Genomic DNA, 20,802 nt, shown 5'->3' on the forward strand with positions numbered 1-20,802 from the left:
GTTCTAACACAGTTCGGCCGAGCCCGAACATTCAGGGGCATACCATCGAGCTATGACCAGGAGCCACCCGGAATCGGCACCGGACATCGCCGCGTTGGCCTCGGCGCTCGCCGACCCCACCCGCGTCATGATCTGCACGAGCCTCCTCGACGGTAGAGCATGGACGCTCACGGAGCTCTCACGTGCCCTGCAGGTGCCGATGTCATCGACGTCCGAACACGTCAGCATCCTCATCGCTCGCGGCGTACTGGCCGAACGTCGGCAGGGTCGGCACCGCTATGTGCAGCTGGCCTCGAGAGACATCGCCGACTGGCTCGAACACACGGGTGCGCTGGCGGGGGAGCGGATCGAATCGGCCCCGAGCCTGGCGGCCAAGACCCGCGACCGGCACCTCCTTGAGGCACGAACCTGCTACCGGCACATCGCCGGACATCTGGGAGTCCAGATCTGGGCGGCAGTCACCGCGAGAGGATGGGCCGATGACACCGCGACCGTGACCGAGCCGGGAATTTCTGGCCTGGCAGAAGAATGGGGAATCGATGTCCCCACCGCGGCCTCAATCTCTCGCCCGCTGACACGTGCCTGCCTCGATTGGACGGAACGACGCACCCACCTCGGCGGGTGGCTGGGAGATGCCATCTGCGCACAATTCCTCGACCGGGAATGGATCGTCCGCCGTCGCAGCTCTCGCGCACTCACACTCACACCGACCGGTCGGGACGAACTCGACTGGATTCTCACCACCGAGGTGACACAGCTATGACCAGCACAACTACCGACCCGCACCGGACCTTCCACAGCCTTCACATACCCGGAAACCCGTTCATCCTGCCCTGTGCCTGGGATGTGGCAAGTGCGCGATTGTTCGCCGAGGCGGGTCACCCTGCCGTAGGCACCACCAGTCTGGGTGTGGCCGCCGGAATCGGCGTCGCCGATGAGGATCGTGAAACGCTCAGGGCGATGGCGGACCTGCTGGAAAACATCAGACGGTCACTGCCCGATGCCCTGCTCACCTGCGATTTCGAAGACGGCTACGGTGACGACCCGGCCACAGTCGTTGAAACTCTGCGAGGCGCCTTCGCAGGAGAGGGCGCCGACCTGAGGATCGACGGAATCAACATCGAGGATTCCGCTCGCGGGCGCCTCGTCGAACCTTTGGCCCTGGTGGGCAAGGTCTCCGCGATCAAGGAGGGATTCCCGGATCTCTTCGTCAACGCGCGGATCGACACGTACTGGACCGGTCAGGACAGCCTCGGCGATACCCTCGAGCGGATGCGCCGCTATGTCGATGCCGGGGCAGATGGGATCTTCGTTCCCGGTGACCTAGATCTGGCAGTCGTTAAGCCGATCGTGGACGCGAGTCCGCTGCCGGTCAACGTTCTCGCCAGTCCGCGGTACTCACGTGGGCAGTTCGCCGAGGTGGGGGTGGCCAGGATCAGCACCGGTTCGCTGCTCTACCGGGCCGCGATCTCGGCGGCAGCGCAGTCACTGAGTGGGCTGAGAGAAGACCGCCCGGCGCAGACAGCGAATGTGCTGACCTACCGGACGGTCTCGCAGCTGGGCGACTAACCACAGGTCAGTTCTCGGTTCAGTCCTCGTCTTCGGTCAGCATCTCATCACCGGGACGATTCCCCAGATCGGCCGCGGTGGCTGAATCCGTGGAGAACTCACCGGAGATGTCCGGGGCATCGAGTTCGTCGCCCTCACCCGAGTCCTCGAGCAGGGCATCATCGGCACCTTCGATGCCTGTGCCCTCGGGGCCATCGGCACCGGGTTCGGCGTCGATGGGTTCGACATCGAGGTCCGGGTCGACGTCATCGGCTTCCGCCTCGGCGGCATTGAGCTCCGGATCATCGAGCTCATCGGCCGTGGGTTCGTCGAGGGTGGGGTCATCCATCAGCGGTGCACCCATCTCGGGTTCGTCCTGCCACTGTGTCGGATCGTTGGGATTGTCGCTCATGATCGCTCCTTCGGTGGTGGTCGTGTCTGTCGACGCTCACATTGTTGCACGAGCAGCGGGCGGTGCGCAGGTGGTGCGATCACCTGCGGTCGTAGCGTTCCTTCCATGCCTGCCAGTCCCAGGCGCTGAGGAACTCTTCGGCCGCGGCCTCACCTGACCCGATGAGCTCCATCTTGTCCGCCATCGTCAGATCGAAGTCGGTGCTGCTCTGTGCACCGGTGTCGACGAAGATCGTGCGATCGGTGACCGAGGGCTCATCGATATGGCGCCGGTCGTGGGCATTGATCATCGTCGACAGCAGCGAGAGCGCATATTGGTAGGTGTTCGCATTGGGCCGCCATTCGGCTTCGGCCGTGGTCTTGGCCGAGAGCATCACCCCCAGGGTGGGCCAGCGTGCAGGCTGGCTGTCTCTGCGATCGAAGATGTCGACGGGGAAGTTCGAGAGCAGGCCACCATCGGCCGCGAGCACCGAGGCACCGCCGGCGGTATGCGGGTCTGCCTGCAGGGAGCGGGGCCGGAAGAAGAACGGAGTTGCCGCGGAAGCACAGACCGCCTCGGCGACCGATTGCGAATCCGGGTCGACGCCCAGTGCCTCGCGGTAGTCCCAGGGCAGACGGAGCATGCGACCACGTGAGACATCGGAGACGATGACGACGAGGCGGTACTGGCGTTCCGGCGGAAGTGCACTGTTGGCATCGTGCAGGCGCAGGTCGCCCCAGGTTCGGATGCCCTGCGCGGCGAGGAGCTCGTCAAGGAAGTCATAGAGGGCCGAGCCGAGATACATCCCCTTATGGAACACGAGCCCCTGAATCTTCCCCAGCCACGGCGCGAGACGGAAGGCCGGGCTGAGGTCTTCGAAGTCGGTGAAGTCCTTGCCTAGAATCGTTTCGATGAGTCGTTCCGGAGGGAATCCTGCGGCAGTCAGAGCGCCCACGATCGCGCCGGCCGAGGTTCCCGCGATGCGGTTGAAGGAATAGTTCGCCGAGCTCAGCGCATTGACCGCGCCGACGAGTCCCGGGAGTTTGGCGCCCCCGCCTTCGAGGACCAGATCGGTGACGGCCATGACGCACTCCTCCTCAGAGACCTCGGTATCCCGGCGACCCTCGTGCCGACGGGACTCCTCTCATTGTCTACCCGCAGGGGCGGGGACAATGAGAGGAGTGGGCCGTGTTGTTTCTCAGCGCGGTGCGGGTGCCGAGACAGGGTCGGCATCGTTGAGCTCGGCGGCCGGTGATGCAGTGTTCTGTTCTGCGATCACGGGGCGGCGGCCGGTGAAGTGATCCATGGTCTTGTTGACGCCGAGGAAGTCCATCACCTTGTCGAAGACCCGTGTTGGCAGCAGTCGCGCCCCGGGCAGGATGCGGACCAACGACGGCATGACCAGCTGCTCACGACCCGATTCGACGGAGTCCAGGACGTCGTTGGCGACGTTGGTCTCTTCGAGGATGGGCAGGAGACGTGGGAACTTGGTTTTGACGCCTTCGAACATGCCGGTGTTGATGTAGAACGGGCAGACGACGAGGGTGTTGACGTTGTGACCATCGGCGCGCAGTTCGGCACGCAGCGATTCGGTGAAGCCCACCGCGGCGTACTTGCTCGCCGAGTAGTCGGTCTGCCTGGCTACGCCGACCATTCCTGCAGCACTTGAGATGGTGACCACCGTGCCCCGGTCGCGCTCGAGCATTCCGGGCAGGAAGGCACGGGTGACCCAGTACAGGGCGAGGGTGTTGACATCGTAGACTCGGCGGATCGCGGCCTCATCGGCCTCGAGCAGCTTCGTGCCGGTGACGATTCCGGCGCAGTTGATGAGGACGTCCACGGGGCCGGTGTCTTCGGCGATTGCTGTGACCTGTTTGGAGTTGCCCACGTTGACGGTGAAGGACCGGGCGTTGGTGCCGGTTGCCGCGATCTCGTCGGCAACGCGCTGTCCGCTCTCAGTTGAGAGATCCCAGATGAGAACTTCCGCTGCTCCACGCGCTGCGGCGTCGAGTGCCATCAGACGGCCGATGCCGCTGCCGGCGCCGGTGATCAGTACTCGTGCACCTTCGATTGGGGTACCGCGGGTCATATGTTTGCTCCTTTGCAGCTCGAGTTTCAGCGCATGGTTCGATTGGGGGCGCTGTTACTGACATCACAATACATGCCATAGTTACCGATTCGTAACCAGTTGGTCTCTTCTCTTTTCACTCTCCAGAGTGATGTCGGCCCAGACACGTGCCCCCTATCGTCGCGGATGGACGGGGCGAACGCTTCCGGTCATCCTATGAATGGAGTCAATGTCGTGCGTCTCATCAAACAGCTTGTCGCCGTTGTGGCAGTCACCGCGCTCGGAGGAGTCGCGGCAAATATCGTCGGAGGAAACGGGGTGTTTGCTCTCCTGGCAGGGCTGATCACTGCCACCCTCACGCTCATCGTCTACCGCGCTGTCGTGCGGCGCACTGAACATCGCCCGGTCGTCGAGGTGTCGTCGGCAGGTGCTCTCCGGGCGCTCAGCCTCGGAGCGCTCATCGGCATCGGCCTGTTCTGTCTTTCGATCGCTGCCATTGCGCTCCTCGGCGGGTACACGGTTGATGGACTCGGATCTCCGGGAGCACTGTTGGGGCTGCTCGGTCTCATGGCAGCAGCCGCGGTCACCGAGGAAGTGATCTTCCGGGGTGTCCTGTTCCGAGTCGTCGAAGAGCGGACCGGGTCATGGATCGCCATGGTGGTCGCCGGACTGGCGTTCGGCCTCATGCACCTGCTGAACCCCAACGCTTCACTCTTCGGTGCGATCGCCATCGCGGTCGAGGCCGGCTTTATGCTCACCGCTGCCTATATGGCGACAAGACGACTGTGGGTTCCGATCGGTCTGCATTTCGGATGGAACATCGCTGCTGGCGGAGTCTTCAGCACCGAAGTCTCCGGGGCCGATACTCCGCAGGGGCTGCTGGATGCGACGATGTCGGGCCCGGTGCTTCTGACCGGCGGAGACTTCGGCCCCGAGGGCAGTGTGCTCTCCATTGCAATCTGCATTCTCGCAGGGGCCGTCTTCGTCTGGATGGCTCATCGACGCGGCACGATCCTCCCACCGCGCAATCGGCGGCAGGTTCCCGAAGCATCCCTGCCCGCGCTCAGCGAGGGCTGACTGAGCTTGGGCGGCTGTGGGCCGGCTGCGGATACACGAAAACCCTCGCCGAAGCGAGGGTTTTCATTGTGTGGTGGCTCCGACCGGCGTCGATCCGGTGACCTTTCGATTTTCAGTCTCATTCTCGTCCCGAGTGGAGCGCTGATGGTCGCGGCTGAGCAGGTGGCGTTAGCGCGTGTGGTCGCTCGGCGTAAGTGCGCGAGGAAGGTCATGACGGCCTCGGGGGAGATGGTCAACTGCGGGTCGCGTTCTTTCTTGACCTGCCCAAAGTGCGCTCGGGTGTACCGGCGTGACTGGCAGGCGATCCTGTCCGATGGTGTCCGGGGTGCTGGGTCGGGGCGAGAGGTGTTCGTGTTGCTGACTCTGACGGCTCCCTCGTTTGGGAAAGTTCACCGAGTGCCGAAGGCTGGGCGGTCGGTGTCGCGGTGTGCGTGTGGTCGGCAGCATTCGGAGCGTGATCGTGTGCTGCGTGGTGTGCCGGTGAGTCCTGGCTCGTATGACTATGCCGCTCAGGCCGCGTTTAATCGCGATATGGGCCAACTTTGGCGGTTTTCGCAGATCGCGCTGCATCGTGCGTTGCCGGATCGGTTCGAGGTGGCTGCGGTGCGTGAGTGGCAGGCGCGCGGAGTGCTTCATATGCATTGCCTTATTCGTGTCGAGGGTATGTCGATGCCTCGTGCGTCGTTGGTGTCGTTGATCGAGCAGACCTGTGCCGGTGTCGTTGCGCCGAGCCCGATTGACGAGGGGCGTTCTTGGCGGTGGGGTCGGCAGTCTGATGTTCAAGTGGTCGGTCTAGACGGTGGATCGGCGCGTAAGGCGATTGCCTATCTAGGGAAGATTTTGGGCTACGTGGTGAAGGACCTCGGTATTGAGGCGGTGGAGAATCGCTCTGCGGAGGCGACTGCGCATGTTGAGGCGCTGCATACTGCCGCGCGAGATGACATGGCTTGCACGAAGGAGTGTGCCGGTCGTTCGTGTGGGCATCGTCGGCATCGGTCGTTGGGCGCCGGGTCTCACTCGGTGTCGCGGTCGAAGGAGTGGTCTGTGCTGCGCCGAAAGACACTGAAAGAACAGCGACGTGTATGGGCGAAGGAGCATCTGGGCGATGCCAGCTGTGAAGGCGACAGGGGTGTCGAGTCGATGAGCTTCGCTGAGGCGTTGGCGATCCATCGGGAGGCGTTCCTGACGGGTGTGTACGGGTCTGGAGGGTCTGTGCCCTGATCAGTAGTCGGAGTGTTGAGCCGTTCTGAGAGCTGAGTGTCAGGACGGCACTTCGTCATGTCCGGGTTCGAATCCCGGAGGGGTTGTGCGCCGTTCCGATGTGTTGTTGCGCCCGAGCAGGCCGGAGAGACGCCGAGGACCGGGGGCGCGAACGACGAAGTCGCAAGCGCAAGCCCCCGGCCGCAGGTGGCTCGCAGGCCCGCGCAGGTTAGCGCACGCGCGCGGGACGCGCGCGCTTGACCTCTATGGAATTTTGGAACATCTGCTGGTCGATGGGCAGATCACGGTGTAGCATATTAGCTATTGCTTGAGCTGGAACATGGTGTTACAGTGAACGTGTCAGCTTGGGAGTGGCCCAGGCGGGAAGGAAGACATGAAGAGTTCAGGTGCCTCGCTGAGGGAGATGGGGGCGGTCTACGCAGTCCTGCAGGAGTTCGAAGGGAGCGCAGAGGAGGTGGGGTCGCCATACGAGCAGCTCATGGTGCAGGCCGTGATTTCTCGGATCGGACTGACGGAGAGCTTTGCGCCGGTCAACGTGACGCACTTAGCTGAGCAGTTGGGGACCAGTAAGCCCACTATTCGCCGTGCGATCTCCGCCGTCGATGGGGAACTTCTGGAATTCGAAGTGAAAGTGAGCGGCACGGGTCGTGGGCGTCGAGTCAATACTGTGCGGCCGACTACGTGGCTGATTGATCGAGTGAGTGAAGTCCTGAAGGAGGAGAACTGACATGCGACAGATTCCAGTGGATCAGGCGGCGCTCGGCGGTCTTGTGGCTGTGGGTGTGCGTCCGAAGATGATTCGTCCGGATGGTGGCCAAGGAGAACCCCACCAGAAAGGCAACGCCGACGGATTGCCGGTCTGGTCGGTCGAGGTGTTGAGGCGCGGTGATGCAGAGGAGGCGAGCGAACTCCTCAACGTGAGCGTAGCGTCGTCCACGAGGCCTGAGGCTGATGGGCCTGTGACCTTCTCGGGGCTTGCGGGTATTCCGTGGAACTTCAACGGGAAGTCGGGAGTTGCCTTCGTTGCCGCTGGCGTCTCTCCGGCGTCTGGGAGTGGGCGACAGGGATCGAAGCCAGGGGCTGAGGGCTAATGCTCGCAGACTGCCTGGACTTCGGTGTCCGTCTGTTCTTTGGTGACTTGGCGCCGCAATTGTACTTGGCTCTGCCGGGAGTCGTGCTGTTGGCTGACCGTGCGGACCAGTGGATCACGGGCACTCACTCGATATTTCAGCGGGGTTGAGTCGTGAGCACGGTAGTGAGGCGAGTCGTTCGCTGGTACCCGTATGTTCTGCGGCTGTCGGTCGCCGTGCTGCTGGCTACCGTGCTGTTCGCGGTGGCGGGTCAGTCGGCTGCAGCCGGTGTCGTGTTAGTACTGCTCGTGGCGTTCTACGCGGTTGTCGCGCTTCCGGCACGACGGGTGGTGAGAACGTGGTGGATACGCCGGACTCGGCGCGTTCCGTGGGCGTCGGCCTCGGCGACGGAGAATGTCCTGTACTACTGGCAGTCGTTGTGTTCCTCTGCGGGGCTTGGGCGTCGGCGCGAGGATGCGGAACGCGAGGAGCTGCGGCGGGTTCGCGTCGATCATCAGGGTGCTCAGATCAGTGAGGGGCCGTCGGTGTTTGACATGCTGCGTCTGGTTTTCGGGGTTGCCGGTCTGCTACGACTTGGCGCGGATTACGTGGAGTTTCCGAAGATCAGGTCGTGGAAGCTTGACGGATCGGGGTTGGTCCTGATCGTCCGTCGGCGTGCGGTCAAGCAGGATGCTATGTCTCTTTCCGATGCCGGTGTGGTTCGCTACTTAGAACAGGCGATTCGTGAGCTGATTGGTGGAGAGACGAGAGTTACGGCGAAGCCCCAGGGGGCAGACGTCGTGCTTCGGATCCGTGAGGGCGATCCGCTCGCTCAGGGTGTTGTGCTTTCCAAATTTCCTGCGTTCGATGCAGGGACGGGCACCGTCGCCTATGGCCGTGACACTGAGGGCGAACCTGCGGCACTGAAAATGTCGGGCCTTTCCGGCTGCGTGGTCGCTGGTCTGCCCGGTGCCGGGAAAACGGCGCTCATGTCGGTGGTCCTCGGGCCGTTGCTACTTTCTCCTGCCGCGAACGTAGCGGTGTGGGACGGAAAAGGTGGAAGCGATCTCGCGTTCGTTCAGCGGCTGGCTGACGTTTACAGCGTCGAGGATCGCGATCTAAAGATGGTTGCCGATGCGCTCGAAACGCGTGTGGAAATAATGCGTGACCGGCTCAGGACTCAGAAAGAGGCGCGCGGCAGCTCGAATTTCTGGGATGAGAAGCTCGGCGCGACTGCTGAGCATCCCGTGTGCGTCACGGTCGTGGATGAGGTCCAGACCTATGTAGGTTCGGGAGTCGCAGGGCAGGACAAGGAAAAGAAAAAGGAGGTCGGCAGGATTACTGAGGCGCTCATCGACCTCTTAAAAAGGGGTCGATCAGTGGGCATGTTCACCATTGTGATGACTCAGAAGCCGACGAGTGATGCCCTGCCGACTGCTATTCGTGATGTGGCTGATCTACGGCTCGCGCTGCGGCTGCGTACGACAGAGTCCGTGAGGGCCGCGCTGGGTGATGTGCCGGATGATCCTGACCTATCGCCGCTGAACTTCCCCACGGATATGCCTGGTCTGGCATTGATCGACACCGGCGCTGAGTACAGGAAGGTCCGTGCGCATTTCATCCCGGAAAGCGTGGCCGAGAGGATTATTCAGGAGGCGGCTGATGAGTATGTCTGAACGGGTTTACACGGCGTTGAGTGCAGAACAGGCGGGGATAATTTTGGCGGCCCTGTCCTGCTGGGGAGATGAGGAATCGGATTCTCTCTCCGAGCGAGTGGCTGACTGCCTGGACGTCGTGCTGGTGGAACGATCCAATCAATAGCCTCGGCCCGAAGGGTCGGGGGTGCGGCCCGCTGCCTAGGCGGAAGTGCGGAAGGAGATCAAAGTGAATGATGAGATGCGGTTTGAGTTGCACCGGCTCGATGGGGTTGAGCGGGGCCGGCTACTGCGTGCCTTGCATGAGTGGGCGGATCAGAATGGTGATGCGGAGGCTATGGCGCTTTATCGAAAGGTCTCGGAGGCGACTGAGTTCTACCTGGGCCAGTGCGAGAGTGACAGCGGAAGCTGGGAGCTTCCATTATGACTGCGGCGGTTCCCACGCTTGCAGAGTTCGGCGCTGATCACCTGCCTGCGGTGCTTCGCCAGGTGGCTCCGTCGACTCGGGCTTCCTACGAGATCGGTTGGCGTATAAGGGTGTTGCCGTCGTTAGGTGATTACCGGCTCGATGAGCTGTCCCCGATGGACTTGGAAGATGCGTACTTCGCATGGTCTGGTGCTCGGTCAACGAAGACTGATGCACGGGCTGTGCTCTCGCGTGTGTTGCAGCGTGCGGTGCGCGAGCGGCTGATTTGGGCGAATCCTGCTCGGCAGATGGAGCTGCCGCGCCAGAAGACGGAGCCGCGTGATTCGTACGCGCTCGCGCCTGCACAGCTCAGTGAGCTGTTCATCGTGGTGCCTCGGCGGTATCGGCTGCTGTTCGCCTTGCAGGCGTATGCGGGGCTGCGGCTCTCGGAGTCTACGGCGGTCACGGTGGGGCAGGTCGAGGTGGAGCGGCGTCTGCTGCTCGTGAACGCTCAGTTGGACCGGCAGGGGCAGCGCGTCACGACGAAGTCCGGTCGGCCCAGGTACGTCCCGATCCTGCCCGAGCTGCTCGACTACATCGAGGCGCACGACGTTGATTTGGCATCGTCCGATCCGCGGGACTTGCTGACGACTAGTCCACGGGGCAAGGCGCTGCATCCCTCGAACCTTGCTCGGGAGTTGAAGTGGCGGGAAGTCCGCGCCCGTGTGCGCCCTGGCCTGCGTTGGCACGATCTCCGTCACCACGCTGCGACAACCTGGTTGGACATGGGGATACCTGCCCACGACGTGCGCGAATTCATGGGGCACAGCTCACTCGCGGTCACGTCGTTGTACACGACTGCGGGGAAGCAGGCGGCTCGTAGGACGGTGGAACGGTTCTATGACGCAGAGGATGGAAGTGAGGTCAATCGTGAGTCAGCGTGACAGATGGTTCAGAGATGCGAAAACCCCCGCCGTAGCAGGGGCTTCGCTATTTGTGGCTCCGACCGGCGTCGATCCGGTGACCTTTCGATTTTCAGTCGAACGCTCTACCAACTGAGCTACAGAGCCAGGCCGTCAACATACCGAAGTATGCTGAGAGAAACAAAGGCCCTTCCGAAGAAGAGCCTTGTGCTCCGCGACCCTGACCGGACTCGAACCGGCGACCTCCGCCGTGACAGGGCGGCGCGCTAACCAACTGCGCTACAGGGCCTAACTGGTGTAACTAGTGTATCCGTTGTGGTGGCGGACTTTCCAATCCTACACCGTACCCCCAACGGGATTCGAACCCGTGTCGCCGCCGTGAAAGGGCGGTGTCCTAGGCCTCTAGACGATGGGGGCCCAGGTTGTCCTCGGATTCCCCCAGGGCAACGACGTTAAGCTTATCCCAACCTTTTTGCTGAGCGCAAACCGGCAACCCGTGTCCTCGGTCACACTGTTTCGAAGGCCAGCGAACCGGTGATCGAGAGGGCAGTCCACAGCCGCTTCGGAGACCCTCCCATTAGGCTGGGGACATGGAAGACCTCAGTGATGAAGAGTTCGAAACGATCCTTGATGAGGCAATCGACCAGCTTCCCGCGGGCGTGACCGACGAACTCGACAATGTCGCCCTCTTCGTCGAGGACCGACCCGAGGATGGGAACACGCACCTGCTGGGCCTCTATGACGGAACGCCGGTGGGGGAGCGGGGAATCTCCGGCCTCGAACTGCCGGACAACATCTTCCTCTACCGCGACAACCTCATCTCCTTTGCCGAGGACCGCGATCACCTGCGCAGCGAGATCGTCATCACCATCGTCCACGAGATCGCCCACTTCTACGGAATCGACGACGAACGCCTCCACGAGATCGGCTGGGGCTGAACCCAGACGCCCCTCCGCAGTCCCCGCAAGCGACGGTGAAGTCCAGCGTCACCCCAGGTCGTAGGCGGTGGCAGGTGCTTCATCACCCGTCATTGATTGGCGCTTGAGCCGGGACTTCGCTTATTGTGGGCGGGTACCCATCAGCATTCGATACAACATTCCGTCCGTATCGACGCGGGAACACAGGGGCGAATGCCCCGGGCAGAAGTGCTCCGCGTGTCCTCGCAGATTTACGGGCAGGAGGCACGACCCCTTTATGACAGTGGCATCCAAACCGACAAGCGCGGCTACCCCGGCCGTCCGTGTACTCAACCTGGCAGGCATCGATTACACCCTGCACAGCTTCGATCACGACCCCAGCACCCGCCGTTACGGGTCCGAAGCAGCCGATAAGCTCGGCGTCGGCTCCGACCAGGTGTTCAAGACCCTGATGATCCAGGTCGACGGCGAACCCGTCACCGCCCTGGTCCCCGTGTCCGGGCAGCTCGACCTCAAGGGTCTCGCGTCGGCACGCGGAGCGAAGAAGGCTCAGCTGGCAGGCGTGGCCGAGACCGAGCGCCGCACCGGCTACCCGGTCGGCGGAGTCTCTCCGTTCGGGCAGCGTCATGCTGTGCCGGTCGTCATCGACCGCACCGCACTCGAGCACTCCTCGGTATTCGTCTCCGCAGGCCGCCGTGGCCTCGAGATCGAGATCCGTCCCGAGGACCTCGTCATGCTGACCAATGCACAGGTCGGGAAGATCGCAGCTCTGGACTGATCAGTTCAGCACTGATCAGTTCAGCACTGATCACGCCCATTCGACGTCACCGACGGCGGGCTCTGCCTGACCGGCGGTGACGTCTGCGTATATCGCCAGGGCCGCGTCCACCTCGGCGACGGGGACCATCATGTCCAGATGCACGGCGGCACCGTACTGTGACCGTGTCGTCCAGCCCCGGTTCCCGGCCGCCCGATCCAGGGCATTGGCCTGGGCGTAGTCCACCTCGGCTCGCACCGGCACCAGCTCATGCTTCGTCACGATGCGTGCCGTCTCCAAGGCCGCCGAGGTGGCCTGGCCGTAAGCGCGGACGAGCCCTCCCGCGCCCAGCAGAGTTCCCCCGAAGTACCTGGTCACGACCGCAACGACGAAGGTCAGCCCGTGGCCGGAGACGACGTCGAGGATCGGCGCCCCGGCCGTTCCTGCTGGTTCCCCGTCATCGCTGAAGCGCTGTGTGCGCGAATCGGGATCGAGGACGAACGCGGTGCAATGATGGCGCGCCTTCGGGTGGGCGCTGCGGCGCTCGGCGATGACCTCCCGAGCCTCTGCCTCGTCGGCGACCGGCGCGAGGAAGCCGATGAAGCGTGACTTCTTGATCTCGATCTCGGTCTCAACGGGGGCGGCGATCGTGCGGTAGGGCATGCCGATCACTCTACCGAAGACCACTGACGCGGATCCCGGCAGCACGGGCCGGGACCGTTTCGCCGGAATCTGATCTACGATGAGCGGACGAACCTGAACAATGGTGAAAGGGTGATGCGTTGTGCAGCAGCTCAGCGAAGCTGAAATCTCGGCGATCAAGGACGAATCCGCCAGAGCCTACGAACTCGATCGAGCGCATGTCTTCCACTCCTGGTCAGCCCAGGAGCTCATCGACCCGATGACCGTCTCCCGCGCGCAGGGGTCGACCATCGTCGACGGTCAGGGACAGTCGTTCCTCGACTTCTCCTCACAGCTCGTCAACACCAACATCGGCCACCAGCATCCGAAGGTCGTCCAGGCCATCAAGGACCAGGCGGACCTGCTGTGCACGATCAGTCCCGCCCACGTCAACGCCGCCCGGTCCGAAGCCGCCCGCCTCATCACCGAACGCACCCCGGCCGGTCTGGACCACGTGTTCTTCACCAACGGCGGCGCCGATGCCAACGAGCATGCGATCCGCATGGCCCGGCTGCACACCGGCAAACACAAGATCCTCTCCCGATACCGCTCGTATCACGGGGGCACGGAGACGGCCGTCAACGTCACCGGTGACCCGCGCCGCTGGTCCAATGACCGTGGCGACTCCGGTGTCGTCCATTTCTTCGGGCCCTTCCTCTACCGGTCCGAATTCTCGGCCACCACCGAGGCGGAGGAGACCGAGAGGACTCTGCGCCACCTCGAGCGCACCATCGAACTCGAGGGTCCGTCGACGATCGCCGCGATCATCCTCGAGTCCATCCCCGGCACGGCCGGCATCATGCTGCCTGGCAGCGAGTACATGCAGGGCGTGCGAGCCCTGTGCGACAAACACGACATCATCTATATCGCCGACGAGGTGATGGCCGGATTCGGGCGGGCCGGCAAATGGTTCGCCTTCGAACACTTCGATGTGGTGCCCGACATCATCACCTTCGCCAAGGGCGTGAACTCCGGCTACGTGCCCCTAGGCGGAGTGATCATGGACGAGGAGATCTACGGTTCCTTCGCGCAGAAGGCCTACCCCGGCGGGCTCACGTACTCGGGCCACCCGCTGGCCTGTGCCGCAGCAGTCGCGACGCTCAAGGCGATGGACGAGGAGGGCATGATCGAGCACGCCGAGCGCATCGGTGAGGAGATCATCGGGCCCAGGCTGCGCCAGATCGCGGAGAACTCGAAGCATGTCGGCGAAGTCCGCGGAGTCGGTGCCTTCTGGGCGATCGAACTGGTCTGGGACAAGGAATCGAGGGAACCGCTGGCACCCTACGGGGGCGGCTCACCCGAGGTCGCCTCGGTGGTGGCTGCGCTCAAAGAACACGGGGTGGTGCCCTTCAACAACTACCACCGTCTCCATGTGGTCCCGCCGATCAACATCAGCGAAGAGGACCTCGAAACCGGCCTCGGCGTCTTCGAGAAGGTGCTCACCGACCTCGACTTCTCCCGCTGAGCTCTAGCGGGCGTCGTGGGTGAAGTCGCCGCCGAGGACGGTGGCGCGGACGGGGATCTGTGAGATCTGCTCAGGAGCCACGTCTGCGGGGTGGGCGTCGAGGGCCACGAAGTCCGCGAGCTTCCCGCGTGACAGTGTTCCCTTGTCCGCGCCGTGCCCGGAGGCCTCGGCGGCGACCGAGGTGTAGGCGGCGATCGCCTCATCGGTGCTCAGGCATTCCTCGGCCGAGCCCATGATGTCGCCGTCGCGGGTCTTCCTCGTCACAAAGGCTTCGATGCCGCGCAGCGCATTGCCGTCGGCGCAGGGGCGATCCGAGCTGCCGGCCAGCAGCACACCGGCGTCGATGAAGGACTTCGCGCGGTAGATCAGTGAGCGGCGCGCGGGCCCCAGCGAGGCGTTCATTCCATCGCCGATGCCTTCGGCGAACGCGGACTGCGGGGTCACGACGATGCCGTTGTCGGCCAAGGTGGCCAGGTGCTCATCATGGACGAGGGCAGCGTGTTCGATCCGGTTGGGAACGGCTCGACGACCGTACTTGGCCTGGGCGTCGACGATGTTGGCCACCGCAGCATCCACGGCCGCATCGCCGATCGCATGGACCGCGACGGACCACCCGGAGGCGTAGGTGTCCAGGATCTGCTTGCGCAGCACCTCGGCGTCGGCCTGCAGGTAGCCGGGATGGTCCTTGCCCTCGTAGTTCTCCCGCAGAGCAGCGGTCTCCCCGCTCAGCGCCCCGTCCATGAAGAACTTGACCGGTCCCAGGGAAACGAGGTCATCGCCGAGGCCGGTGCGCACTCCCGCGTCGAGGCCGATTCCGAAGCCGTCTGCGGAGTTCGCTGCGATCTCGTGGAGACCATCGGCCTGCGGCAACAGCTGAACCCGGGCGCGCAGCTTGCCCTCTTCCCGGGCACGCAAATAGGCAGAGACCTCGATGGGGGAGTGGCCGATCCACCCGTAGGCAACGCCGCAGTCACCGAAGGAGGTGATGCCCTCCTTTGCGTAGTACGCAGTCGCAAGGTCGATGGCGTCGACGATCGTGTCGAGTGAGTAGGGGCGGATGAGGTCCTGGACGAGGCCCTGCGCGGTCTCTTCGACCAGACCGGTGGGGTGGCCCGCCGCATCGGTGACGACCTTGCCGCCCACGGGGTCGCTGAAGCCGGGGTCGAGGATCCCCGCTCGCTTCATCGCCTCGGTGTTGACGATCGCGGCATGCCCTGAGGTCTGGCGCATGAACAGAGGCCGGTCGCCGGTGATCTCGTCGAGGCGGGAGAGCTCCGGGTACTGCCCGTCATAGTCGCGGTGGGCGTAGCCGGTAGCGTTGATCCACTCGCCGGCCGGTGTCGTCGCTGCAGCTTTCTCGAGCGCGGCGTAGACATCGGGCAGACCGCCGGGCAGAGCTGTGACATCGATGGATGCCAAGGTGAGTCCGAACCATGCGGTGTGGCAGTGGACGTCGTTGAAGCCCGGAAGCACGGTGGCCCCGCCCAGCGATTCGACCCGATCTGCGGTGACGCCGTCGAGTTCCTCGTCGAAGCCGATGATGCGGCCGGCGAAGACGCCGATCTTCTTCGCCCGCGGACGTGCCGGGTCGAGAGTGTGGGCATCAAGATCGGTGAAGATCGCGTCGATGTTCATAGTGTCACCTTTGCAGCGTCAGAATCAGTTACAGCGTAGGAATCAGTTACAGCGAGAGAGCGCGGATTGCGCGGCGACCGAGGCCGCCGCGGCGTCGGAGAGCACGGAACGCGGTCCCAGCGCCCAACAGTTGGTAACTCCTGGTCGATCCGAAGCGAATTTTCGACCAGAAGTCACCAACCGTTGGGTCCGTGGCTGTGCAGCCGGTAGGAGGGAGCGCATCGGCCCGCTCACACCCGGGCTCCGCGGATCGCGGGGTCGGTGAGACAGCGGACGAGCGCAGGACCCTTGTGAGCCAGTGCCTTCTCGAAGGCATCCCGGAAGTCCTCCGTGCGTTCGACTGTCAACCCCATACCGCCGAAGGCCGTGGCCAGGGCCGCGAAATCGGGACTGGACAGGGACGTGCCTGTTGCGCGGCCCGGATACTCGCGATCCTGGTGACCGAGGATCGTCCCATAGACAGAGTTGTCGTTGACGACGACGGTCAGGTTCACCCCGTATTGGGCGGCGGTTGCCAGCTCCTGACCGTTCATCAGGAAGTCCCCGTCCCCGGCGATGCAGAACACAGGCCTCTCGGGATGGACGAGGCCGGCGGCGACGGCGGCCGGGAGGCCGAAGCCCATCGACCCGTTCCGTGGTCCCAGCGCCGAGGGGAACCCGTGCGTGGGCAGGAACCTGGTCGCCCAGCCGGAGAAGTTCCCGGCCCCGTAGGTGATGATCGCGTTGTCCGGCAACAGCTCCTTCACATGGACAAAGGCCTCATCCATGTCGACGAAGCCGTCGCCGTCATCGCCTGAGCCGGAGCCCGCACCAGAACCGGAGTTCGCCGAGGTGGCTCCACCGGTGACCGGCACCCTCCACTCCTCGAGTTCGGAGCGGGCATCGCGGATCCACTCGGGCAGCGGCACGGGCTCGTCGTTGTCGGCCAGGTGCTCATCGCCGGTGGCAGGCTCATCGATTGACCCGTCGGAGGACACCGAGTAGGCGCGGGCACCGTCTTCTGTGAATAGGGCCTGGGCAAATCGGTTCACCGGAGTCACGATGTGCTGGTCGAGGCTTCCGAAGTGCCCGTGGGCATCGGCATCGGGGCCGATGACGACGGTTTTCGCGTCGGTGCCGATGGTGAAGCCGTTGGTGGCCACATCGGTGCGGACACAGCCGAGGAAGATATGCAGGTCAGCCTCGGCGAAGGTCCTCTTCGCGACCTCGGATGCACCGAAGCCGAGGATGCCGAGGAAGTTGGGGGAGTCGTGGTCGACGCCGTCGTAGGCGCGGAAGGTCCCGATGACGCCGAGGCCTCGGTCGCGTGACCATTGGGCGATGCGCCGCGAGGTCACCGGTGACCAGTCCTCCCCGCCGATGATGAGGACGGGCCGGTCGGCCTGCAGGATGCGGGCCCGCAGCTCGGTGACGTCACCGGCATACGGGGCAGCCGAACCATGCGTGCGCGGGGGCAGGACTGTGCCGCTGCTGGCCTTCACGAGGATCTCCTCGGGCAGACCCACGACGACGGGACCGGGCCGGCCGGTCACGGCCGTGTGCATGGCATCGGCGACCACCTCGGCGGCCTTGTCCGGGTCATCGAGGGTCAGCACCTTCTTCGTGGTGGTCGAGAACCAGCCGCTCAGGTCGAACTCCTGGAAGGACTCACGGCCACGCTGAGCGGTGGGGATGAGGCCGACGAAGACGACCAGCGGCGTCGCATCCTGAAAGGCTGTGTGGATGGAGACCATGACGTTCGAGGCTCCGGGGCCGCGGGTGACCATGGCGATCCCGGGGACACCTGTCATGCGGCCCTCGGCCACTGCCATGTAGCCGGCTCCGCCCTCCTGACGGCAGACAATGGGGGTGATGGTCGAGTCGTGGAGGCCGTCGAGCACGTCGAGGTAGGACTCGCCCGGGACCAGGTAGGAACGCTGGACACCGTGGGCTTCGAGCTCCTTGACGAGGAGATGGCCGGCGGAGAGTGGCGCTGAGTTGTCCATGGCTTCATGCTTATCATTCTTTTGTCTCATGTGGGCAGACTCTTGAACATTCGGTCGTCGGACACCGTATGATCTTGGCACAACGGATTCCGCAGGGATCGCTCGACAACGAGACACTTCATCGCCAGGAGGCTCAAGTATGACCGGCACCGACTCCGACGAATATTCGGCACAGGCAGCATTCATGCCTGGACCGTCAGCCGCCGGAGGGACACCCCGAAAGCGGTTGGACTCCGGAGAGTCGGAGAGCGGATTCCGGTCTCGGCCCAAGCAGTCCCAGCTCGAACGCGACCCGGGGATGCCTGCGAGCACCTGGCGCCTTCGCTCGGACGCGTGGGAGTACCTGAAGTTCGCGATCAAGCGCCTGGCCATCAGCGGCGGGGACTTCTCGATGATCGCCGCCGACGGTGAGGTCTGGCGCTCGCTGCGCTCGCTGAAGACGATCGAACTGTACTGGGGCGGATTCGGTCAGCGCTATGTCGAGGACATCGCCGAGCTGCTCTCCAACGGTGAGTTCGACAAGGCCCACGACATGATCACACGGGCCGTCAACCGGCTGCGTGGGACCACGGTCCCCGATGTCGCCGATGATGACCATCTCAATGAGGATGAGCGTGCCGAACACAAGGACCGGCAGGACCCGCGCCCCCGTTTCGAGGTCCTCATCGTCGATGAGACCACCGAGGGCGGCCGCGATGAGCTGCACACGGACCTGCTCAAGCTGCGCAATGCCTCCGACCAGTTCATCTACGACTACGTCATCGTCCCGACCGCCGATGATGCGGTCGTCGCGGCGCTGACGAATCCGAATCTGCTCGCCTGCGTCATCCGCCCCGGCTTCACCGACCACACCCGTGAGGTGCTCAGTCGCGACCTGCGCAGTACCGTTGCGCTCGCCCATGAGGGCACGGCTACGTCTCCCACGACTCCGATGAGCCCACTCAACTCGGTCCGTCGTGTGCTGCGTCTGGCCGATACTCTGGCCGGTCTGCGCCCGGAACTTGATCTCTACCTGATGGCCGGAGCCCACATTGAGAACCTGGCTGGTGCGCTGACTCATCGGTTCCGGCGCGTCTTTCGCCGTGAGGACCAGTTCGAACTGCATCTGTCGCTGCTGCGCCGCGTCCAGCACCTCTATGACACACCGTTCTTCACCGCGATCCGGGAGCACGCACGTCGCCCTGCCGGCGTCTTCCACGCCCTTCCGGTCTCTCGCGGAGGTTCGGTCGTGGGGTCGAAGTGGATCAGCGACTTCGTCGACTTCTACGGACTCAATCTGCTGCTCGCCGAGACGAGCGCCACTTCGGGCGAACTCGACTCCCTGCTTGCACCGGTCGGCACCATCAAGAAGGCGCAGTCCCTGGCCGCGCGAGCCTTCGGCGCCAAGCGGACCTACTTCGTCACCAACGGAACGTCGACGGCGAACAAGATCGTCCATCAGGCCGTCGTCTCACCCGACGAGGTCGTCATGGTCGACCGCAACTGCCACAAGTCCCACCACCACGCCCTCATGCTCACGGGCGCCAGGACCGCCTACCTCGAGGCCTACCCGCTCAACGACGTCGCCTTCTACGGTGCAGTGCCGCTGAATCGGATCAAACAGCTGCTGCTGGACTACCGGGCAGCCGGTCGCCTCGACGAGGTGCGAATGATCACGCTGACCAACTGCACCTTCGACGGAATCGTCTACGACCCGGAGAAGGTCATGGCCGAGTGCTTGGCGATCAAGTCCGATCTCGTGTTTCTGTGGGACGAGGCGTGGTTCGCCTTCGCCCGCTTCCACCCGGTCACCCGCAAGCGCACCGCCATGGTCGCCGCCGAACACTTGGAAGACCGTCTGGCCACCGACGCCCACGCCACGGCGTATCGGGATCAGCAGACACGGCTCTTCGATGCCCAGACCGGTGAACCAGCCCCCGACGAGGTGTGGCTGAACGAGTCGCTGCTCCCGCCGCCGGACGCGGTCCTGCGCGTGTACGCGACCCAGTCGACGCACAAGACGCTGACCTCGCTGCGTCAGGGTTCGATGATCCACGTCTATGACCAGGAGTTCTCCCACGGAGCGGAGGAGTCGTTCCACGAGGCGTATATGACGCACACCTCGACCTCACCGAACTACCAGATCCTCGCGTCCTTGGATCTCGGTCGCCGGCAGGTCGAGATGGAGGGCTTCGCCCTCGTACAGAAGCAGCTGGACCTGGCGATGAGCCTGGCCTCCGCCGTTTCGCGCCATCCGCTGCTGAAGAAGACCTTCCGTGTGCTCACCGCGGCCGACCTCATCCCCGAGGAGTACCGGCAGACAGAGCGCACGATGCCTCTGCGCGATGGTCTGGCGACGTTCTGGCATGCGTGGACGACCGACGAGTTCGTCGTCGATCCCAGCCGCATCACCATTGAGATCAGCGGCACCGGAGTCGACGGGGACACCTTCAAACACGACTTCCTCATGGACCGCTACGGCATCCAGGTCAACAAGACGAGCCGCAACACAGTGCTGTTCATGACGAACATCGGCACGTCACGCTCGGCCGTGGCCTACCTCATCGAGGTCCTCGTGAAGATGGCCGAGAAGTTCAACGACCCGCACGAACTCCAGGCCGAATACTCCCTCGACGAGCCGGCCGAGATCATGCCTCCGCTGCCGGACTTCAGCGCCTTCGCCCCGGCCTACGCCGCCGAGGTGCCGGCTGAGGATCCGTCGAAGCAGCTGCCCGACGGGGACCTGCGCACCGCCTACTACGCGGGACTGCGCCGCTGGAACATCGAACACGTCCTCCCGGAGGAGCTGGGCCGTCGGGTCGAGTCCGGGGACCAGCCGGTCTCTGCCGGGTTCGTCACGCCCTACCCGCCGGGATTCCCCGTGCTCGTGCCCGGTCAGATCATCACCGCCGAGGTGCTCGACTTCATGGCTGCCCTCGACACCAGGGAGATCCACGGCTACGACGCTCGGCTGGGCTACCGTGTCATCCTCCCGAAGGATCGGCTCGAGGCGAAGAAGTAGGC

General features: G+C 64.0%; 19 protein-coding genes and 3 tRNA genes. 13 read left to right on the forward strand and 9 right to left on the reverse strand.

What is annotated here, in order from left to right; all coding sequences use genetic code 11:
• Positions 1 to 52 precede the first annotated feature (52 nt).
• Positions 53 to 763, forward strand: a complete 711-nt coding sequence (locus BAUR9175_RS12200; protein ID WP_069599542.1) for an ArsR/SmtB family transcription factor — start codon at positions 53 to 55, stop codon at positions 761 to 763.
• Positions 760 to 1,569 (forward strand): isocitrate lyase/PEP mutase family protein, encoded by an 810-nt coding sequence (locus BAUR9175_RS12205; RefSeq protein WP_180959240.1) that lies wholly within the window; start codon positions 760 to 762, stop codon positions 1,567 to 1,569. The genes BAUR9175_RS12200 and BAUR9175_RS12205 overlap by 4 nt, the downstream gene beginning before the upstream one ends.
• 19 nt (positions 1,570 to 1,588) lie before the next feature.
• Here the strand turns inward: BAUR9175_RS12205 and BAUR9175_RS12210 are convergent, their stop codons facing one another.
• The 3 genes from BAUR9175_RS12210 to BAUR9175_RS12220 all read right to left on the reverse strand — a co-directional run bounded on the left by BAUR9175_RS12210 (position 1,589) and on the right by BAUR9175_RS12220 (position 4,028).
• Positions 1,589 to 1,960, reverse strand: a complete 372-nt coding sequence (locus tag BAUR9175_RS12210; protein WP_101583932.1) for a hypothetical protein — start codon at positions 1,958 to 1,960, stop codon at positions 1,589 to 1,591.
• Positions 1,961 to 2,039: 79 nt separating this feature from the next.
• On the reverse strand, positions 2,040 to 3,023 hold the full coding sequence (locus BAUR9175_RS12215) for a patatin-like phospholipase family protein (protein ID WP_069599545.1): 984 nt from the start codon (positions 3,021 to 3,023) through the stop codon (positions 2,040 to 2,042).
• 114 nt (positions 3,024 to 3,137) lie between these two features.
• On the reverse strand, positions 3,138 to 4,028 hold the full coding sequence (locus BAUR9175_RS12220) for an SDR family oxidoreductase (protein WP_101583933.1): 891 nt from the start codon (positions 4,026 to 4,028) through the stop codon (positions 3,138 to 3,140).
• A 195-nt stretch (positions 4,029 to 4,223) separates the two neighbouring features.
• On the opposite strand from BAUR9175_RS12220, the gene BAUR9175_RS12225 reads away from it, so the two are divergent.
• The 7 genes from BAUR9175_RS12225 (at position 4,224) to BAUR9175_RS12255 (ending at position 10,380) form a co-directional block, all read left to right on the forward strand.
• Complete coding sequence (locus BAUR9175_RS12225; RefSeq protein ID WP_241211341.1) at positions 4,224 to 5,084, forward strand: CPBP family intramembrane glutamic endopeptidase; 861 nt, start codon at positions 4,224 to 4,226, stop codon at positions 5,082 to 5,084.
• Between the two features lie 228 nt (positions 5,085 to 5,312).
• Complete coding sequence (locus BAUR9175_RS12230; RefSeq protein WP_308298042.1) at positions 5,313 to 6,305, forward strand: replication initiator; 993 nt, start codon at positions 5,313 to 5,315, stop codon at positions 6,303 to 6,305.
• A 373-nt stretch (positions 6,306 to 6,678) separates the two neighbouring features.
• A complete protein-coding gene (locus tag BAUR9175_RS12235) occupies positions 6,679 to 7,032 on the forward strand; it encodes a hypothetical protein (RefSeq protein ID WP_101583936.1) in 354 nt (117 codons plus the stop codon).
• A gap of 1 nt (position 7,033) precedes the next feature.
• Positions 7,034 to 7,396: a hypothetical protein gene (locus tag BAUR9175_RS12240; protein WP_101583938.1), complete on the forward strand. Its 363-nt coding sequence runs from the start codon at positions 7,034 to 7,036 to the stop codon at positions 7,394 to 7,396.
• Between the two features lie 152 nt (positions 7,397 to 7,548).
• Entirely contained in the window at positions 7,549 to 9,051 is a 1,503-nt protein-coding gene (locus tag BAUR9175_RS12245; RefSeq protein WP_101583939.1) for an FtsK/SpoIIIE domain-containing protein, read from the forward strand.
• 208 nt (positions 9,052 to 9,259) lie between these two features.
• Positions 9,260 to 9,457 carry a hypothetical protein gene (locus BAUR9175_RS12250; protein ID WP_101583941.1) on the forward strand — a complete coding sequence of 66 codons (198 nt, stop codon included), beginning with the start codon at positions 9,260 to 9,262 and terminating at the stop codon, positions 9,455 to 9,457.
• Positions 9,454 to 10,380, forward strand: coding sequence for a tyrosine-type recombinase/integrase (locus BAUR9175_RS12255; protein WP_101583944.1), 927 nt, complete (start codon positions 9,454 to 9,456; stop codon positions 10,378 to 10,380). The genes BAUR9175_RS12250 and BAUR9175_RS12255 overlap by 4 nt, the downstream gene beginning before the upstream one ends.
• A 53-nt stretch (positions 10,381 to 10,433) precedes the next feature.
• On the opposite strand, the gene BAUR9175_RS12260 is transcribed toward BAUR9175_RS12255, so the two are convergent.
• The 3 genes from BAUR9175_RS12260 to BAUR9175_RS12270 form a co-directional block, all read right to left on the reverse strand.
• Positions 10,434 to 10,506 (reverse strand) — tRNA-Phe (locus tag BAUR9175_RS12260).
• A gap of 68 nt (positions 10,507 to 10,574) precedes the next feature.
• Positions 10,575 to 10,648 (reverse strand) — tRNA-Asp (locus tag BAUR9175_RS12265).
• 55 nt (positions 10,649 to 10,703) lie between these two features.
• Positions 10,704 to 10,776, reverse strand: a tRNA-Glu gene (locus BAUR9175_RS12270).
• 173 nt (positions 10,777 to 10,949) lie between these two features.
• Here BAUR9175_RS12270 and BAUR9175_RS12275 point away from each other — a divergent pair.
• Together BAUR9175_RS12275 and ybaK are read left to right on the forward strand one after the other, a co-directional pair.
• Entirely contained in the window at positions 10,950 to 11,297 is a 348-nt protein-coding gene (locus BAUR9175_RS12275) for a metallopeptidase family protein (RefSeq protein WP_009881606.1), read from the forward strand.
• A gap of 256 nt (positions 11,298 to 11,553) precedes the next feature.
• The gene (gene ybaK / locus BAUR9175_RS12280; protein ID WP_101583945.1) at positions 11,554 to 12,054 is read left to right on the forward strand and encodes a Cys-tRNA(Pro) deacylase; all 501 of its coding nucleotides are present in this window, start codon (positions 11,554 to 11,556) and stop codon (positions 12,052 to 12,054) included.
• A 30-nt stretch (positions 12,055 to 12,084) separates the two neighbouring features.
• On the opposite strand, the gene BAUR9175_RS12285 is transcribed toward ybaK, so the two are convergent.
• Positions 12,085 to 12,696: a YigZ family protein gene (locus BAUR9175_RS12285; protein ID WP_101583947.1), complete on the reverse strand. Its 612-nt coding sequence runs from the start codon at positions 12,694 to 12,696 to the stop codon at positions 12,085 to 12,087.
• A 121-nt stretch (positions 12,697 to 12,817) separates the two neighbouring features.
• Between BAUR9175_RS12285 and BAUR9175_RS12290 the strand changes: the two genes are divergently transcribed.
• Positions 12,818 to 14,179, forward strand: coding sequence for an aspartate aminotransferase family protein (locus BAUR9175_RS12290; protein ID WP_101583949.1), 1,362 nt, complete (start codon positions 12,818 to 12,820; stop codon positions 14,177 to 14,179).
• A gap of 3 nt (positions 14,180 to 14,182) precedes the next feature.
• Here the strand turns inward: BAUR9175_RS12290 and BAUR9175_RS12295 are convergent, their stop codons facing one another.
• Entirely contained in the window at positions 14,183 to 15,814 is a 1,632-nt protein-coding gene (locus tag BAUR9175_RS12295) for an amidohydrolase (protein ID WP_101583950.1), read from the reverse strand.
• 230 nt (positions 15,815 to 16,044) lie between these two features.
• On the reverse strand, positions 16,045 to 17,829 hold the full coding sequence (locus BAUR9175_RS12300; RefSeq protein WP_257944330.1) for a thiamine pyrophosphate-dependent enzyme: 1,785 nt from the start codon (positions 17,827 to 17,829) through the stop codon (positions 16,045 to 16,047).
• A 109-nt stretch (positions 17,830 to 17,938) separates the two neighbouring features.
• On the opposite strand from BAUR9175_RS12300, the gene BAUR9175_RS12305 reads away from it, so the two are divergent.
• Positions 17,939 to 20,800, forward strand: coding sequence for an aminotransferase class I/II-fold pyridoxal phosphate-dependent enzyme (locus BAUR9175_RS12305; protein WP_096162249.1), 2,862 nt, complete (start codon positions 17,939 to 17,941; stop codon positions 20,798 to 20,800).
• Positions 20,801 to 20,802 lie beyond the last annotated feature (2 nt).

It is taken from the genome of Brevibacterium aurantiacum, assembly GCF_900169065.1.
Taxonomy (GTDB): Bacteria; Actinomycetota; Actinomycetes; order Actinomycetales; family Brevibacteriaceae; genus Brevibacterium; species Brevibacterium aurantiacum.